Source organism: Paenibacillus sp. JQZ6Y-1 (assembly GCF_040719145.1).
Taxonomy (GTDB): domain Bacteria; phylum Bacillota; class Bacilli; order Paenibacillales; family Paenibacillaceae; genus Saccharibacillus; species Saccharibacillus kandeliae.
This window is the reverse complement of sequence record NZ_JBFDUZ010000001.1, coordinates 1,327,807-1,344,093: the sequence shown is the minus strand read 5'-3', so window position 1 is coordinate 1,344,093 and position 16,287 is coordinate 1,327,807. Positions and strand designations below refer to the sequence as shown.

The 16,287-nt window shown below is 44.2% G+C and carries 16 protein-coding genes; 3 read left to right on the top strand and 13 right to left on the bottom strand.

Annotation, left to right across the window (positions count from 1 at the left end):
• Positions 1-6 precede the first annotated feature (6 nt).
• On the bottom strand, positions 7-1,206 hold the full coding sequence (locus ABXR35_RS05945) for a saccharopine dehydrogenase family protein (RefSeq protein WP_367056800.1): 1,200 nt from the start codon (positions 1,204-1,206) through the stop codon (positions 7-9).
• A gap of 755 nt (positions 1,207-1,961) precedes the next feature.
• Positions 1,962-2,672 carry a metallophosphoesterase gene (locus tag ABXR35_RS05940; RefSeq protein ID WP_367056797.1) on the bottom strand — a complete coding sequence of 237 codons (711 nt, stop codon included), beginning with the start codon at positions 2,670-2,672 and terminating at the stop codon, positions 1,962-1,964.
• A gap of 440 nt (positions 2,673-3,112) precedes the next feature.
• Here ABXR35_RS05940 and ABXR35_RS05935 point away from each other — a divergent pair, with 440 nt between their 5' ends.
• Positions 3,113-4,039: a GNAT family N-acetyltransferase gene (locus ABXR35_RS05935; protein ID WP_367056794.1), complete on the top strand. Its 927-nt coding sequence runs from the start codon at positions 3,113-3,115 to the stop codon at positions 4,037-4,039.
• Between the two features lie 88 nt (positions 4,040-4,127).
• On the opposite strand, the gene ABXR35_RS05930 is transcribed toward ABXR35_RS05935, so the two are convergent.
• The 8 genes from ABXR35_RS05930 to ABXR35_RS05895 all read right to left on the bottom strand — a co-directional run bounded on the left by ABXR35_RS05930 (position 4,128) and on the right by ABXR35_RS05895 (position 11,786).
• On the bottom strand, positions 4,128-4,985 hold the full coding sequence (locus ABXR35_RS05930; RefSeq protein ID WP_367056791.1) for a copper amine oxidase N-terminal domain-containing protein: 858 nt from the start codon (positions 4,983-4,985) through the stop codon (positions 4,128-4,130).
• A gap of 84 nt (positions 4,986-5,069) precedes the next feature.
• Positions 5,070-5,771 (bottom strand): CPCC family cysteine-rich protein, encoded by a 702-nt coding sequence (locus ABXR35_RS05925; protein WP_367056788.1) that lies wholly within the window; start codon positions 5,769-5,771, stop codon positions 5,070-5,072.
• Positions 5,772-5,845: 74 nt separating this feature from the next.
• Complete coding sequence (locus ABXR35_RS05920) at positions 5,846-6,481, bottom strand: hypothetical protein (protein ID WP_367056785.1); 636 nt, start codon at positions 6,479-6,481, stop codon at positions 5,846-5,848.
• 136 nt (positions 6,482-6,617) lie between these two features.
• The gene (locus ABXR35_RS05915) at positions 6,618-7,625 is read right to left on the bottom strand and encodes a phosphotransferase enzyme family protein (protein WP_367056782.1); all 1,008 of its coding nucleotides are present in this window, start codon (positions 7,623-7,625) and stop codon (positions 6,618-6,620) included.
• 194 nt (positions 7,626-7,819) lie between these two features.
• The gene (gene rlmD, locus ABXR35_RS05910; protein WP_367056779.1) at positions 7,820-9,529 is read right to left on the bottom strand and encodes a 23S rRNA (uracil(1939)-C(5))-methyltransferase RlmD; all 1,710 of its coding nucleotides are present in this window, start codon (positions 9,527-9,529) and stop codon (positions 7,820-7,822) included.
• A gap of 277 nt (positions 9,530-9,806) precedes the next feature.
• Positions 9,807-10,145 carry a hypothetical protein gene (locus ABXR35_RS05905; protein ID WP_367056776.1) on the bottom strand — a complete coding sequence of 113 codons (339 nt, stop codon included), beginning with the start codon at positions 10,143-10,145 and terminating at the stop codon, positions 9,807-9,809.
• 305 nt (positions 10,146-10,450) lie between these two features.
• On the bottom strand, positions 10,451-11,014 hold the full coding sequence (locus ABXR35_RS05900; protein ID WP_367056773.1) for a nitroreductase family protein: 564 nt from the start codon (positions 11,012-11,014) through the stop codon (positions 10,451-10,453).
• A gap of 310 nt (positions 11,015-11,324) precedes the next feature.
• Entirely contained in the window at positions 11,325-11,786 is a 462-nt protein-coding gene (locus ABXR35_RS05895; RefSeq protein WP_367056770.1) for a DIP1984 family protein, read from the bottom strand.
• A 167-nt stretch (positions 11,787-11,953) separates the two neighbouring features.
• Between ABXR35_RS05895 and ABXR35_RS05890 the strand changes: the two genes are divergently transcribed.
• Positions 11,954-12,433, top strand: coding sequence for a CYTH domain-containing protein (locus ABXR35_RS05890; protein ID WP_367056767.1), 480 nt, complete (start codon positions 11,954-11,956; stop codon positions 12,431-12,433).
• A gap of 330 nt (positions 12,434-12,763) precedes the next feature.
• On the top strand, positions 12,764-13,732 hold the full coding sequence (locus ABXR35_RS05885) for a YxiH-YxzG fusion protein (protein ID WP_367056764.1): 969 nt from the start codon (positions 12,764-12,766) through the stop codon (positions 13,730-13,732).
• A gap of 46 nt (positions 13,733-13,778) precedes the next feature.
• Here ABXR35_RS05885 and ABXR35_RS05880 read toward each other — a convergent pair whose 3' ends face one another.
• The 3 genes from ABXR35_RS05880 to ABXR35_RS05870 form a co-directional block, all read right to left on the bottom strand.
• Complete coding sequence (locus ABXR35_RS05880; RefSeq protein WP_367056761.1) at positions 13,779-14,258, bottom strand: hypothetical protein; 480 nt, start codon at positions 14,256-14,258, stop codon at positions 13,779-13,781.
• Positions 14,259-14,284: 26 nt separating this feature from the next.
• Positions 14,285-14,794: a ribosomal maturation YjgA family protein gene (locus ABXR35_RS05875; RefSeq protein WP_367056758.1), complete on the bottom strand. Its 510-nt coding sequence runs from the start codon at positions 14,792-14,794 to the stop codon at positions 14,285-14,287.
• A 340-nt stretch (positions 14,795-15,134) separates the two neighbouring features.
• Positions 15,135-16,097: an aldo/keto reductase gene (locus ABXR35_RS05870; RefSeq protein ID WP_367056755.1), complete on the bottom strand. Its 963-nt coding sequence runs from the start codon at positions 16,095-16,097 to the stop codon at positions 15,135-15,137.
• Positions 16,098-16,287: the final 190 nt, after the last annotated feature.

The window sequence follows — 16,287 nt, the reverse complement described above, 5'->3', positions numbered from 1 at the left end:
CCTGACTTAGTCAAGCAGCGTTGGCGAGAAATCTTCTTGCCAAGGCAGACCTTGTTTGTTCAGTTGCTCCATGAATGGATCCGGGTTCATTTCCTCTACGTTGTATACGCCCGGTTTCATCCATTCCCCCTTCATCATCAGCATAGCGCCGATCATGGCTGGAACGCCAGTAGTGTAAGAGATCGCCTGGGAACCGACTTCACGGTAACACTCTTGGTGATCACATACGTTATATACATAGTAGGTTTTATCTTCGCCGTTTTTGGTGCCTTGAGCGATGATACCGATATTCGTTTTACCTTTGGTTCTTGGTCCGAGCGATGCCGGGTCAGGCAGGATCGCTTTCAGGAATTGCAGTGGAATGATTTCTTTGCCTTCAAAGTTGATCGGCTCGATCGAAGTCATGCCTACATTTTCCAGAACTTTCAGGTGAGTCAGGTAGTTTTGCGAGAATGTCATCCAGAAGCGAATTTTTTTGATGCCCGGAATGTTTTTCGCCAGGGACTCCAGCTCTTCATGATACAGCAGGTAGATATCTTTTGGTCCGATTTCTGGCAGATCGTATACTTTTTTCTCCGACAGTGGAGGTGTTTCGATCCATTCGCCGTTTTCGTAGTAACGACCGTTTGCTGTAATTTCGCGGATGTTGATCTCTGGGTTAAAGTTGGTTGCGAACGGATACCCGTGATCACCAGCATTGGCATCCACAATATCGATTGTGTGAATCTCATCGAAATAGTGTTTTACTGCATATGCGGAGAATACACCCGTTACGCCTGGGTCAAAGCCGCAACCCAGCAGCGCCATGATGCCTGCTTCTTCAAATTTCTGTTTATAAGCCCACTGCCAGCTGTACTCGAATTTTGCCGTTTCAGGCGGTTCGTAGTTTGCTGTATCCAGGTAGTGAGTCTTGGTCGCCAAACATGCGTCCATAATGGTCAAATCCTGGTACGGAAGCGCAACGTTGATAACAACGTCTGGACGGAAGTTCTCGATCAGAGCGATGATTTCATCCGTGTTGTCGGCGTCCAGCTGCGCGGTACTAATCTTGGTCTTCCCTCCGTCCAATTTATTTTTCAAAGCTTCACATTTTTCAACTGTACGGCTTGCGATGCAGATTTCCTCGAATACATCAGGGTTCTGAACACATTTGTGCACGACCACACTAGCCACGCCGCCGGCGCCGATAATTAACGCTTTTCCCAAAATATTGACCTCCTTAAAGTCCGTTTCGTTTTGCTTGAATCATCAGGGTTACGCCTGATCAACGAGATCAGCAGGTCCAAAGTCTCACCTGCCAATCAAAAACGCCAACGTTGATTATACATAACTGATCGCAGTAAATCAATAAAAATCGACAAATTTCGTTATTCGCCAGATTTTAGTCCATATTTTCTTAGTAATCCTCTGAAATGCGCGTGAATGCTATGTTTTCCAAGCTTTAGTACAGTAAATGGTGTGGGTAAACTCGCAAGATTTTCATTTGCTACCTATTTGATTTTAAAAAACGAATATTTATACATCCTATTCGACGAATCATGATCTTGATCTTAAAAGCTGTACACCATTTGTTTGCACAGAATGCTATCATGAAATGCTGCTGCTTGCTTTATTGCTAGGCGATACCATATTGCTCCGTAGCGACTGACATGCCAGCCCTTCTCACTCAACAGCCATGTCCATTCACCATTGCATTGAATATTTATACTAAAGCCCATATAAATGTATTATCATGTACAGCGAATGAATGAATATTATTCACATGGATATCTATTGCTAGTTAAATTATTGATCCTACATTCATTTTGCCGGATAAATATTAAAAGAAGATGATCCATTGCGTCATCAGAATATCAATTTTGTAAAATAAACTGTACTCTCGATTACATACATCTTCTCATTATAATGATACACTGCCTTCGCAATATTGATATGCTCAACGCTCTCTCCCGAACTCCCTACTAGTCTCTCTCAGCTTCATAACTCAGAATACGATGCTCCTCCATGTTGCCTGAAAATGGACGATAGACTTGGTAATTCATATCCGTCACATTCACCAATGCTACCCCTCGCGCTTCCTCAATAGGGTACGTCTGACTGCCCAGATCACAATTCAGCCGCACCGAATCAAAATAAATACGTTCGATCGGTGTATGACCATGCACAATCGGACGATTCGCTGTCAATTGCAATAAGGCTGCCGCATCACAATGATACAAATCCGCTTCCGTCATCCATAAAATATCCCTCGTCTGCTCACTCAGCGCACGCTGCACATCCAAACCGGAATGTGTATAGACATAGTTCTCATCTTCATGGACGATAGGCAGCTGCTCGATCCAATCTACCAATTGCAAAATATAGGCAGGAGAGTATAGCGCTTGTAGCCCTTTTAATGTTTCCTTGCCACCAAAGCGTAGCCAGAACGGATCATCCTGACGATAATAATCCAACAGCATTTGCTCATGATTACCGCATAGGACGGTGATCTGCTTGGGATACTGCTGTTGCAATTGATAGATATACTGCAATACCTCTGCACTCTGTGGACCGCGATTGATCATATCCCCGCCCAGCACCAGCCTGTCATGCGACCAATCCACATGCGGCTGTTCTAACAGGGTACGCATAGCGGTATAGTCACCATGAATGTCTGTCATAAAATAATCCATGTCTATCTTCCTTTCCGCCCTGAAGTATACGGTCTTTTATAGAGAAAGCATAGGAATGGTACAAATCGCTATAACCAGTAGAGCAAAAAATATACTGGCACTTGCGGATTGAAAACGATCAGACGATTCCGCTGTCGAGTTCCCTTTACTATTCAGCGCTTTTCTGAATATTTCGATAAAATTAAACATAAATAAGTACGATACTATGCCAATAATAAACATAACCGCAACAATCATGGCAGTGCTCCTTTATGTATGGAATAGATTATCCATTATATCACACTATGCAATAAGAGTTCATTTGTCTTGCAATACAGCAACCAAGAATGAACGAATATATCAGCCAATTTCGGAATACAACTCATCCCAATTTAGGTTAAATTTGAATCCTTTACTATGTTACATTACACTATTCCCATATCACCGAAAGGAGTTTTGGATTGAATATAACCTACGATAACATGATCATTCGAACGTTTCAGGAAGACGACCTACCCCTGCTGGGCAAGCTATACGAAGATATTATGCAATCTGGGGATACTGTATTCTGGTGGATTGGCGAGCCAACGAACTGGGAAAATGTATATGGTGCATTTGCCAATGGTACTATGATTGCCAAAGGTCAAGTCAGCATTGTTAGTATCATTACATCCGGTTCAGCAAGCGAACATCGGCATTCCATCTATCTCAACCTGAAAGCTGCTGCTGAATACCAATCTGATCATTCATTGCTTCATCAGCTATACCAGCCTTTGCTCCATCGAGCCAGACAATTAAAAGCTACACTACCCGCTACATATCAAACCATGCTCTGTATCGGCAACTATGCTACAGAGAGTGCCAACACTACGTTTTTTCAGCAAAACGATTATCAGTATCTAAACAGTCAGTTTCATATGACCCGTTCCTTGTCTTCGCCCATCTTACCCTTGTCATTGCCGGAAGACTTGGTATTCGGTCATTGGCTAATGGAAACGCCAGCGGAGCAAGAGCACTATTTGGAGATCGATCTAGATATTTGGCCAGAAGCGCCTATCGGCTTACAGCAATTGAATGACAATCGACAGCAGCCATTTTGGACGTGTATGGTTATCCGTTATGAAGGAGAGCCAATCGGAGGTCTGATGGTTTGGAAGGAAGAGGAAGAGGGCGTGATCGAGGATGTATGGGTACGCCCAGATTGGCGACAACGCGGCATCGCCCGGTATTTGTTGACCGAAGCACTTATGTATTTACAACAGCATGGATTGCATACAGTCGGACTAACCGCACTAACCGATAATGACAATGCTCTATCGCTGTATCAATCGGTAGGCTTCACGATTGAAAAGGAAGAAGTACGTTATGGCATTATTTTGGATGATTGATACGATACGATTTATATCGCAAAGCTTAATCTTCTCTACAACAAACAGCCCCTTGTCCATTTGGAAAAGAGGCTGTTTGTCTTGCCAATTATACGACTGTATTACTAATAATGACGATAAACCCATTGTTCTCGGCGCGATTCAACTGGATCTGGGTCGGGTCAACAACATCATGCTTCATCACATACCAGCGGTCAGCAGTTACATCATGAATCAATCGATCTGGGTACTCTTTCGACGGATCGGTACCCATTTTGGTAATCAGATAATACGTATCGTATCGAGCGACCGTTTTGCCTTTAGCATCCAGAAAATCATACTGTATGTTTTTGTAGTATGAGCCCGGTATATCGATTGTGTTCTGCCAAGAATAATCGTCCGGTTCTTGCACCTGTTTGCCTTTATTGGAAACGAGAATATTATACAGCTGTCTGGTGTAGGCATTGCCGTATACCTGCTCGACTACTCCGCCCATGGTCATATGATATTCAAATTGGGTAGCTTTAATCGTGGACTTACCAATCTGAAGCGGCTTGCTGGTGATTACGATGTTGCCGCTAGTGTAGCTTACACTTGCTCCCATCGTCTCTGCTACAAAGCGCAGCGGAACATACGTAGAGCCCTTGTGGATATAAGGGGCCCCATCCAATCGAATGGTTTTGCCATTGATCATAGCAGATGTACGACCGGGTGTTACTCTCACGATATGGCTTGCTTGTGTGATTAAAATTCCATCTTTGCTTTGCTGAACACTGCCACCCAGACTTTCAACAATCATGCGCAGAGGTACCATCATATGATTGTGTTTCCATTCTGGTTTGGCAATAGAGGTCACGTCGATGCCGTCTATTTGCAAATGAGGGGTAACTGGCGCTGCCTGTGCAGGAAGAGAAGCGCCCAGACTTAGCAACAAAATCATTAAAACAGCGAAAAACCGTTTATTCATATCCATGCTCCTTTGTATGTAGAATACGATGTGATTCTCCTATTACAGACGCATCAATATGTAATATGTTTCTTATTGAGAATATTATTTACAGAACAACTGGATATCATCCATCGCTGCATCCGCATGACCGCGTACAAATTCACTACGATCCTGCAACGCTTGTTCTACAATCGGCAGTACGCGTTCCTTATCAACCGTACCGTGAATACGTGCGATATGTCCCAAACCGAGGATCGCAATGCCACGTACATTTTCATTATCGTGCTGTACATACCGCAACATCATATGTTGCGCAAAGGCTCCATCGGGGGCATGTAAAGACAGCGCCAGCAAGCCATCGACCATTTGCTTAGGATCGCTTGATTGTAGCATTTGAAGGGTTTCCTGATGTTGTTCTATATTCGCGCTATAGCGTTCCATTCGTTGCTCATTGAGCTGTGCCAACGTATTCTCCAATGCAATGATTCGCTTCCACTGATCATCGCAATCATTACCATTCTTCCATTGATCCATTTCCAGCATAATGGCTTGTTTGATCGCGACTTCCTCTGCACCATCCTGCGAAAGAGCATCATATCGAGGTTGGCGATACATCGTATAATGGCTTTGGAAATGTTGCCGAGCTTCTGTTAAGGAATAATCGCCATTGGCGCCACCTCGGACTTGATCAGCATGAGGATCATCCTGTCCGTCATCCTCCCAATCGCATAAATAACAAATCTCCCAACTGCTTGATTCATCCAATGTGAGATATCCGCAGCATGGACAACGATATCGGTTCATGTTAGTCACTCCTTTAGTTCAAATGGGTTATCTCCCGTTAAAGTCAGCATCTATATTGCAATAGAACATCCGCTTCAGCCCTTTTGGGATTCCTTTCGTTTACCCATCCACACATGCCCTAGTTGAATATGATAGAGCGTATCCGCTTGTCCATGCGAGGTGATGGCTTCTTCTCGATACGCTTTGGCTTGAATCTTCGCAATCTCTTCCGACTGCCTCAATCCCAACTTGATGTAATGCTGCAAATCCAGCAGCGATTCATAGTGAGTATCGATACAGGACTCCCATGTAAAATCACCTGTTCCTGCAATCGTCGCATATTGCTGCGGTAGATCGATTGGCGTAGCAGTACGCTCAAAGGTCTGATCGTAAAAATGTAGCTTATTCCGACAAGCCACCACAATTTGTGAATGTATAAAATGAGGATGATACAGCCAGATGTTCAAATCATACGGCTCGTTCAATTGCTTCATCTGTTGATCCCAGTTGTGATACACCTCCATCATCGCCGCGAGAAGCAAACGCACATACCATACGGGCGGATTGCTCCGCTCCAACCGATAAAACGGATCAATCCACAGTTTTACATAATCGCGATGGTAGGAAGCGATATAGTCCATATCCAGCTGTAAGTAGCGTTGTTTCCATTGTTCAATCTGTTTTACTCTACGCTTCCAGCCGCGTATTTTCTTCTTATTGGTAGTGTTCATGATATCGTTCCTTTACGGATGATTTTGATCGTTCTGATCATTGCATCCGTTGATGATGGTTTTCTCCCTTTGAATGATTATGGTTATCTTTCATATCGACGATGCTTCTTTTACTTTAGATCCAAATCATCAACCTTCAAAATAGTGCAAGCAAGTTTTCTCCACGCTCCATGTATTGGATGAGGTGTGTATATAACCGCTGCTCTTCCCTATTGTTCATTAATTCTATCGTCTTATGTGTAAAATTCCAATTCAAACAACCAGTTAACCATACTAACGATCGCAATCTCGTTATGTCGTTTGAATTCAGACTTTCACTAGCATCGTATCCTTGTAATACAGCTTGCGCAAGCGCCGGTGACATAACATGCGAAGCAATACCGTCTGTTCTTGAATACCATTTGATCAGCCATGCCAATCCTTCTAGTCGATCGGTATAGGTGATTGATTCAAAATCAACAATTCCAACAATCTGTGTATTGCCATTCCAAAGAATATTTAGCGGATTGAGATCAGACTGAACGATGAAGTCATACATCTGTGTGCTTGATTGTTGCATATGATGCTCTATACGCTGGAAATAGCTTTTTAACAAGTCGCTTGTCTTAGGTGAACATACGTAGGCATCCGCACATTCCACAATCCTACTGTAAAATTCTTGATACCCTTTCAAATGAGAGTGCTGCGGAAACGTATTCGTTTCAAATCCAGCTGATAGATCATGTAGCTTGCGCGCAAACCTACCGAATGCTTGCGCAACAGACACATCGCCATCGGTTAGATGCTGCCCTTCCATCCATTCAAAAAGTAAAAAGCGCCACACTTCCCCTTCGATATGTACTACTACCAAAAACTCTTGCTGAATGGTCGGTATGGGCTTCATAAATGGAATGCCTGCATGTATGAGAAAATGGCAAAACCGAATCTGCTCCTGCAACACTTCGTTCGATAGATCTATAAAAGCATCGGCTTCATATCGCTGATCACCTATAAATCTTGCAGCATATCGTTTATCATCAATGCTAATCTGGACATGCACATCGCCATGCCAGTGGTTGGAATAAAGTCCTTTTACGATGTTCAGATTGGTAAGATCCAATTCATAATGTTGTAAGGCGGTTCGCAGTCGTTCGATAAGATTCATAACATACTCCTAATGAATGATAATAGAAACGGACAACCTGCCACCTGCTCATAGTGCATAAACAACACTCCTTTCAAACTATGTAATAGGAATAGGCTCCCTCCAACAGATTACCATTAAACAAAATAAAAAGATCCGAGAATTGTATCTATTCTCGGATCTCTGTCTATTTATTCTCTATTATTTCTAGTCAGTTATTCTTTATTGCTTCTCACTAGGAGTGTCACAGCTTCTACATGACTCGTCTGCGGGAACATATCCACCGGCTGCACCCACTGAATCTCATACCCGCCATCCAACAATACTTTACAGTCCTTTGCCAAAGTAGACGGATTGCATGATACATAGACCATCCGTTTCGGCTTTGTTCTCAGCACCGTATCCAAAAACTGACGATCCAGCCCCGTACGCGGCGGGTCGGCGATGATCACATCGGGGGTCATTCCCTTTTTCACCCAGCGCGGCAGTAGCTCTTCTGCTTTGCCAACATGGAATGTGGCATTGTTGCGTCCATTGCGGCTGGCGTTCTGCTTTGCATCCTCTACGGCTTCGGCAATCGTTTCGATGCCGTGTACTTCCTTAGCATACGGAGCGAGCCATAATCCGATGGTTCCTGTACCACAATAAGCATCCACCACCGTTTCTTTGCCAGTCAATCCAGCAGCAGCGCGAACCGATTCGTACAGCTTTACCGTCTGCTGTGGATTCAATTGGAAAAAGGCACGCGGCGACAGAGCAAATTCCAGATCGCCCAGCGATTCCAGCATCGTATCCTGTCCCCATACGGTTGCGGTATGATCACCGAAAATAAGCGATGTTTTCTTGTTGTTGACGTTGATTGAGATTCCGGTCACTTCTGGCAATGCTAGACGTAGATTGCGGATCAGATCATCCTGACGTGGCAGACGTGTGCTGGTTGTAATCAATGTGATTTGCAGTTGATTGGATTGGAAGCCATAGCGTACGACAATCGTACGCACACCATCGCGCCCACCGTTGTCTTTGTGAAGTGGAATGTGCAGCTCTTCCAGTGCGGCTTTGACCGTTTCAATCGTGCTGTTCACCTTCGGGTGCTGGATCGGACAGCCACTAATATCAACAATGTCATGGCTGTTCATTTCATACAAGCCTGCGATAATATGCTCCTGACTGTCGCGTCCGGTTTGCAATTGAGCTTTGTTGCGGTATGCCCACGGATGTTCCATACCAAGCATGGGCTTGATTTTCACCTGACCAAGTTCGGTGTATCGGTTAAATGCTTCGCGGACAATATCTGTCTTCGCCTGCAATTGACCTTCGTAGGACAGATGCTGAATCTGACAACCACCGCAAACGTTGAATACCGGACATGGCGGTTCCACGCGTTGCTTGGATCTTTTCTCAATGCCAGTTATAGTCGCCTTGATGAATTTGGGCTGTGTTTCTGTAACACTTGCTTTAACCACTTCGTCTGGCAATGCGCCTTCGATAAAGACCGCTTTGCGGCGATAGTAGCCTACGCCCTCGCCATTGATACCAAGGCGTTTGATCGTGACGACGATGTTGTCGCCAGCATGCAATTCCTCGGCATTGTCACGGTTGACGGGCTTATGAGATGGTTTGTTTTTATGCTGCGCCAATGTGCTGCTTTGCCGTTGACTATTGTTAGCTGGTTTAGGGCTGGACTTTTTTTTGTTAAATGGTTGTGCAGTCGACTTACCGTTACTAGACTGTGGACGGGATGAAGACGTACTCTGTTCCGAACGCGGTGCCGTCGTATTGGAACGCTTAGCAGAATATGCCGCCTTGGAGTTGGGATTGCTGCCGGACGATGGTTTAGGTTTGCGTGCTTTGCCCTGTGTGGACGATTGGGATTGAGATTTATGGTTAAGGCTCCCTTTGCTGGAGCGCTGGTTATCTGTCATGATGCTGATTCTCCGTTCCGTTTCATGGAATATTGTCGTGTCCCATCTTACCATAAACGGCGGCGCTGGTTAACCAGAGATTATGATTTTCGAGTGAACAAGCGGTTCCAAGCTACATTTTGCCTATTATAGTCTGTTGGTATTTACTTTCTTCTCAATAAAGATTCGTATCCGCGTATGTATACCGAATAAAGCTGTAACTGGTGGGTACTCGAGTTGCATGATGCTCTGACTGTACTACCGCTCGCTAGCTGCATCCGGCTGCATCATCTGACTGTTATAGCCGGAACAATGATTCCTCATGCTGCTGATACCGATAAATAAACGGACGAATACCATATACTGTCATACCATAAAGGATCGGCAAACATAATAAGACTGTATTCGAGGCATGACATAATAGCATGATCAAGAACAGCACAAGCTGTATACTGATTGCCACCTTGAACAAACGTGTACGTGTTTTGCTTGTTGGGTACAGATCGGCACAACATTTTAGGCACATGCGGTTGTGAACAGGACGATTTGACGGTCCTTCGTCATACGCCAGTCGCCAAGCCTCCTTCCATGTATACTGATGATGGCAGTTGGGGCATGTAGGTAGATGAAGTTTCATAACGATTCCTCCTTTTGTGTGTATTTTATCATATGAGAATGTAGAGAATAAACTTTGGCGGGCTGCCTCGGATATGGCGATGTAGGATGTAGAGAGATAAGGGTGTATGGGATATAGAGAGATCGCGATGTGCAGGCAACATATCTACAGGCTGTATGACTATACAATCACTTCACCGCTTGAAGCAATCCGTTCTATATAACAAAAAACAGGTAGTCACCCTGTAGATGACTACCTGTTTAGATACATGCTTATTGCATTTTATATGCTGCTAAAATGATGCTTCTATACCAACCTGCTTAACATCAACCGTTGTATTCGCTAATCCATTCGGTTTTCTCGGCAAATGGTGTGCGTTTGCTGGTAAGATCGGTACGTTCAGGCACGCCTAGATAGATAAAGCCCAGCATTTTACCTTTTTCGCTCAAACCGAAGGCTTTGTTCATTTCTTGGTGATAGCAAGGTTCGCCACTTCTCCAAACGGCGCCAAGACCAAGCTCATGAATTTCCAGCAACATGTTTTGAATCGCTGCAAAGACAGCACCGTATTCTTCCAGCTCAATAATCTTTGCATTGTCGACTGGTTCTACTGCTACCGCGATAATGATGGGAGCGCGTTCTACCTTGCTGCGAGCGGAAGCGGCTTTCTCATCATCTGCGCCTTGAGCGCGCGCAACATTGGCGAGCGCATCGCCCAATTTGTAGCGACCGTCTCCTTCCAATACGAAAAACTTCCAAGGCTCCGTCAAACGGTGATTCGGTGCCCAAATGCCTGCTTCCAAAATCTGCTGAATCTGTTCATGCGGAATCGTATCAGGTTTTACTTTACCAACCGAGCGACGATTACGAATTGCTTCAGATATAGACATGGATATTCCTCCTTGATAATCATTCTCAATGAATACCTATTATGTATTGTACACCAAATATAGATAAATCTCTAATCTTCCGCAAAACCCCAAACCCGCCCTCACGACCTGAATGACCAGCACACGGTAGTAAATGGTATGTGTCATGTGTACGCTTGTCACTTTACAAGGCTGAATTGTAAATAGGGATTCGCACCCCGAGATGGCCCCTCATCTCCCTTCACTTCCAACTTAACCAGTTGGCGGTTTCGTGCTCGCTTCATTATAGGTCGCTACCTGCTTGCGGAATATCTTCTTCTCAATCGATATGTTATTCCTCGATCAGATCGGTTAACCAGTTCAGCTCCTGTATACGCGTATCCAGTTGACGATAGTCCTTAGCAAGTTGATCTAACTGACGCTGTAAGGCGGCAATATCAACCGTAGCGAAGAATTTGATCTCAGAACGGGTAAACCGATCCTGCCGTACACTTGCCGACTGAACCAACTCGGACAACGCATTGCGATGTAGAGATAATATATCTCGCTCTGCCAGTGCATCTGCCAATGTGCGCTGATCGTCGACTAGCGTCTGCGCATTGGTACGATTAATCCGACGAATCAACGAACCGAGTTGGTTCAACAGCTCCTGCAATTCACGCAACAGCTCGGCTGGCTGCTCAGCGGGTTGTTCTCCTTCTTGAATTTTTGCATTTAGATTCAAGCGCACTTTGACCTGTTCTATACGCTTCTGCAGATCAGATCGTACAATCAATGCTTCTGCAAGTCTCAAGATCATCACCTCGTCTAGTATGTATGTTCATCATTCGGCAAAGTTAGAATTGTATAGTATTATAATTACACGTAAGGGTACATTGCAAATCAATACACACTATCTTCTGCCATTTCATCAGCTCTATTAGCAATTTTACTACACTTTACAGGAGGCTAACTTTTACTATGGCTAAGGAAATTGAACGCAAATATCTGCTTACCGGATACCCAGATGATCTTACAATTACGCGCACACAGGAGATTGATCAGACGTATCTTGCTTCTACGGAAAAGGAATCGCTGCGCGTCCGCAGACTGCTCAGTCATGGCGAAGAAACCTTTACGATGACGCATAAAGCTGGCTCTGGCATCTCCCGCGATGAAACAGAATTTCAGATCGGCAGTGAACTGTATGAGCAGCTGACTTCGCGCTTACACGTCACTCCTTTGAAAAAAACGCGGCATAAAGTACAGCTGGATGGTCATACGTACGATCTGGATATTTATCATAATACGGTACAGCAAGGGCTTATTACGATTGAGATCGAATTTGATAGTGAAGAGCAATTTCATGCTTACACCGCACCTGACTGGTTTGGCGAAGATGTTACTGGACAATCGCAGTATGTGAATAGCCAGCTGTGGGAGCAGATTCAGCAGCAGTAGAGTTAGGAAACGTACAGAACATACCTCCTTACCTTCCATACTCCACTGCTTACTGCTTACTGCTTACTGCTTACTGCTTACTGCTTACTGCTTACTGCTTACTGCTTACTGCTTACTGCTTACTAAGTATAAAAAGATTTGAATGATTAACGGTTTGTAGATCATGCTAAACTTGCCATACTTTTACCCTGTTGCTTCTTTGTAGGAACAGGCATGATAAGGATAAACTCTGAACGATTGACAGACAGCCACGACATCTGACTTCGTTTTGTAGTTTATCCTTTTTTAGTGCTGTAATCATCTACTACTATTTACATTGGAGGTTTTGGTATGTCCCGTTCTTCTTCGCGCTCTACAAATACCAATGTTCAGCTTCAGCCCATCATTGATATGGGAGAGTCTATGTCTGGATTCCAGATTGTTTCGGTACAAATGGGCGCTGATGGCTATATTTATGTATTGCTGATCGATGAGTTGCCATCCCGAATCAATGGAATGTTTGTGCCTTCTGTATTAAAAAACGATTATACCTATCAGGTATTACAAATTGCAGACGGCATCATACAGCAACAGGTAACTTTACCCAATCAGCATTTCAATTACCATTATATTCAGCCATTGCATGATGAATTGCTGCTTGTTGGCGCACGCTGTCATTATTATGGACAGGATCGTTATGATCGAAATGCCGCCGTCTTCCATTGGAACGGTCAGCTAGTTCGCGAGTTCCTCTTAGGCGATGGTATTCAGCAGGTACAGGTTACCAAAAGCGGAACCATTTGGACAAGTTATTTTGATGAAGGTATATTCGGCAATCATGGTTGGAAACATCCTGTTGGTGCGAATGGGCTGATCGCTTGGGATGCGCATGGTGAAAAGCTATACAGCAACGATAAAGTTGATATTGTGGATTGCTATGCGTTAAATGTCATAAACGATAAAGAAATCTGGTTTTACTACTACACAGACTTTATGCTAGGTCGTATCAGCGGTAGCCTCTCCCAGCCGCATATAGATATGGTACAGCCCAATGTGTCAGGCTCCTACGGATTTTGCACAGATGGATACCACTTCTTATTTGACGGCGGATATGACAAGCATGGATCATTGATACTCAAGAAGACGAACAAACCTAACATCCTTAGCAAAGGTCAATCCATCCAATTGATGGACGAAACTGGTCATACCTTGCAAATGATATGTTCTGACTTTCGTGGTGATTCCTTGGTCATATACAATGATAATCGCCTGTATATGGTTACGATGGAGGAGATTGTACATGCCGCAGCTTCGCATTGATCGTTGCTGCTATCCGCACTGTACAGCAACGATCTTGCGCAGACTATTATCCATTCCCCTGTTCCAAACTCCGAATCTCGTCCAGCATGGAACCGGGATTTGTAAATGGACATTCGCCAGTAAAGTACCAATCGCCCAGCATAAATAGCAGCTCATACACATCGCGGTAATAATCGTCTGGATATGGGTTCGCATGACGGAATGCTTCGTGAGATGACCAATTTTGAATAAAATGAATCACAAACCATAGCTCCCCTGCTGTCTTGCGATTCAATTGAGCAGCGCTATCGACAGAGATGATATATTCATACATTTGTTTCAACAACGTTAATAAATGTTGCGGTTCCCAGCACAGATCGACCCGCAGCTTTAAAATAAACGAGCCTTGCTCGCCATCAAGCTCATGCTGTAGCTGCGGTGGTGGCGCGATTGCTACTCCTTGACGGCGCACACCCTCATTCTCTTGCTGCATAGGATCAGGAACTTCTTCCTGATGTTCACTGTCAAAATCCGGTCTTTGTGTCATGTTCTACTCTCCTGTCTATCGATGGATTATAAATGAAATATACGTTGCTGTTGCTTCTTCATGATGAGGATATCGATTATGTACATACATAAAACGCCTGCGGTGTACCGAAACAAATCCGCTACTAGAAATCCATGTCCCAGCACCAGTGCGCCAAGTGTCGTGGCGCGAATAGCGTTGATCCACTCTGCCTGATACAACTGACTACATTCGATCCCATAGCTGAAAAACAACGCCCCTAGCAGTGCAATCCCTATACGACGAGGCACCGTCAATAGACGCAGCCCCCAATAAATCATTCCTGCCCATAACGCATCCCCTGCCTGTTCCGCCAACCATGTTGGAAGCAGATAATCATAGCGACGTGATGCCAGACCAAGCACCATCGTTAGCAGAGCGGCTATCGCATACAGCATACGCCATTTCATACTCTGACGATACATGGATTTGCGATGATTTTGTTTGGAAAGGGAAGCTGGATGCGGATCGGCATCGGATGGCTGAGTATGCCGGACATGCGTATTGGACTTGTTCATACTGTGTTCACCTACCATTTTCTGATGATTGCTTTGCTCGATAGCTGTTCTTTTTACTGAGTATTTCTTGCTGTGTAGCTTTTCTTATTATACCCGTTCGTAGGATGAGATTCGAATCAAGGAACAAGGTACGGCTATGGTTTCTATTATGAATTTTTCATATATTGAAATTTTAATTTATAGGTATGGATATTCAAAATTGATATAGAAAAAGTCGGTGGAACCTTGGATGGTCCAGCACCGACTTCACTATTTCGATCCTTTGGATCTGATTTTTTCATTTTACATTTTGTATTTCAGCATATCCGTACAGCTGTACGAATGTCTGCTGTCTGTATGCTTAGGATTGATTGGCGCCTTGAGGCTGTGGTGCGAATACCTCGTCGATATGCTGGATCTGTTCTGGTGATAGCTTCACATCCAGTGTTTTGAGGTTATTATGCAGCTGGTGTTTGTCCTTAGTACCCGGAATGACCACATCAATCGGCTCGCGTGTTAGGTACCAAGCCAGTACAACATTGGCAACCTCGCTGTTCAAATCTTTGGCGATTTGATGCAGATGTTGTATCTTCGCCAGATTCTTTTCATAATTACCGTCTTTGAACAGCGGCTTTTTCTTTTGGCTATCACTCAGCTGAGTATCCTTATTATATTTGCCGCCGAGCAGACCGGAGGCTAATGGGAAATAAGGAACAAAGGAGATTTTATTTTCGATTAAATAAGGGAAATACTCCTCTTCTACTTCGCGTTCCAGCAAATTATAGTTAGATTGCAGTACATCTACGTCACCATGAATATTCGCTTGCTTGAGCTGCTCCAACGAGAAGTTAGATACGCCAATCGAACCAATCTTGCCTTCATCCTTCAGCTTTTTCAATTCGCCAACTGCTTCGTCTTTGGGCGTATGCTCATCTGGAAAATGAATATAGTATAGATCAATATGATCGGTTTGCAGACGCTTTAAGCTATTCTCGACTTGTTCCCGCAGAAATGCTGGAGAGTTGTCGATGGTCGTTTTACCATCATCGCCAATCTTATGCGCACCCTTGGTAGCGAGTATCACACTATCACGTTTCCCGGTTTCTTTTAATACTTCGCCAATCAGTCGTTCGGAATGCTCTGGTCCGTAGATATACGCGGTATCCAAGAAGTTGATTCCGAGATCCAGCGCTTCACGAACGATAGCTTTCCCCTCTTCGTCATTCAGGTTTGGGAACAGATTATGACCACCAACCTTGTTAGTGCCAAGTCCAATCGGTGTTACGAGTAGATCGGTAGTGCCAATGCGTACTTGCTGTCTCATTCTGTACAATCTCCTTTCCTTCCTGCACGATAAAATGGACTTGCGTATAGCGGATAGCGATACGCCATTCCGCTTAGACGTTACATATAAAACATCCTTGTAATCAGCCAGATCGTCATTGTGCATGTTCATACTGATGCCATATCAGCATCTCAACAACAACAAAGGCTATGCACGCCGTAACGTTCAA

What these genes read in the sequence shown, in the direction of transcription:
- rlmD (WP_367056779.1), bottom strand. Translation starts at nt 9,529, where the DNA reads ATGACAGATAACCAGCGCTCCAGCAAAGGGAGCCTTAACCATAAATCT.
- ABXR35_RS05920 (WP_367056785.1), bottom strand. Translation starts at nt 6,481, where the DNA reads ATGAACACTACCAATAAGAAGAAAATACGCGGCTGGAAGCGTAGAGTA.
- ABXR35_RS05885 (WP_367056764.1), top strand. Translation starts at nt 12,764, where the DNA reads ATGTCCCGTTCTTCTTCGCGCTCTACAAATACCAATGTTCAGCTTCAG.
- ABXR35_RS05930 (WP_367056791.1), bottom strand. Translation starts at nt 4,985, where the DNA reads ATGAATAAACGGTTTTTCGCTGTTTTAATGATTTTGTTGCTAAGTCTG.
- ABXR35_RS05900 (WP_367056773.1), bottom strand. Translation starts at nt 11,014, where the DNA reads ATGTCTATATCTGAAGCAATTCGTAATCGTCGCTCGGTTGGTAAAGTA.
- ABXR35_RS05880 (WP_367056761.1), bottom strand. Translation starts at nt 14,258, where the DNA reads ATGACACAAAGACCGGATTTTGACAGTGAACATCAGGAAGAAGTTCCT.
- ABXR35_RS05870 (WP_367056755.1), bottom strand. Translation starts at nt 16,097, where the DNA reads ATGAGACAGCAAGTACGCATTGGCACTACCGATCTACTCGTAACACCG.
- ABXR35_RS05915 (WP_367056782.1), bottom strand. Translation starts at nt 7,625, where the DNA reads ATGAATCTTATCGAACGACTGCGAACCGCCTTACAACATTATGAATTG.
- ABXR35_RS05925 (WP_367056788.1), bottom strand. Translation starts at nt 5,771, where the DNA reads ATGAACCGATATCGTTGTCCATGCTGCGGATATCTCACATTGGATGAA.
- ABXR35_RS05905 (WP_367056776.1), bottom strand. Translation starts at nt 10,145, where the DNA reads ATGAAACTTCATCTACCTACATGCCCCAACTGCCATCATCAGTATACA.
- ABXR35_RS05875 (WP_367056758.1), bottom strand. Translation starts at nt 14,794, where the DNA reads ATGAACAAGTCCAATACGCATGTCCGGCATACTCAGCCATCCGATGCC.
- ABXR35_RS05940 (WP_367056797.1), bottom strand. Translation starts at nt 2,672, where the DNA reads ATGGATTATTTTATGACAGACATTCATGGTGACTATACCGCTATGCGT.
- ABXR35_RS05890 (WP_367056767.1), top strand. Translation starts at nt 11,954, where the DNA reads ATGGCTAAGGAAATTGAACGCAAATATCTGCTTACCGGATACCCAGAT.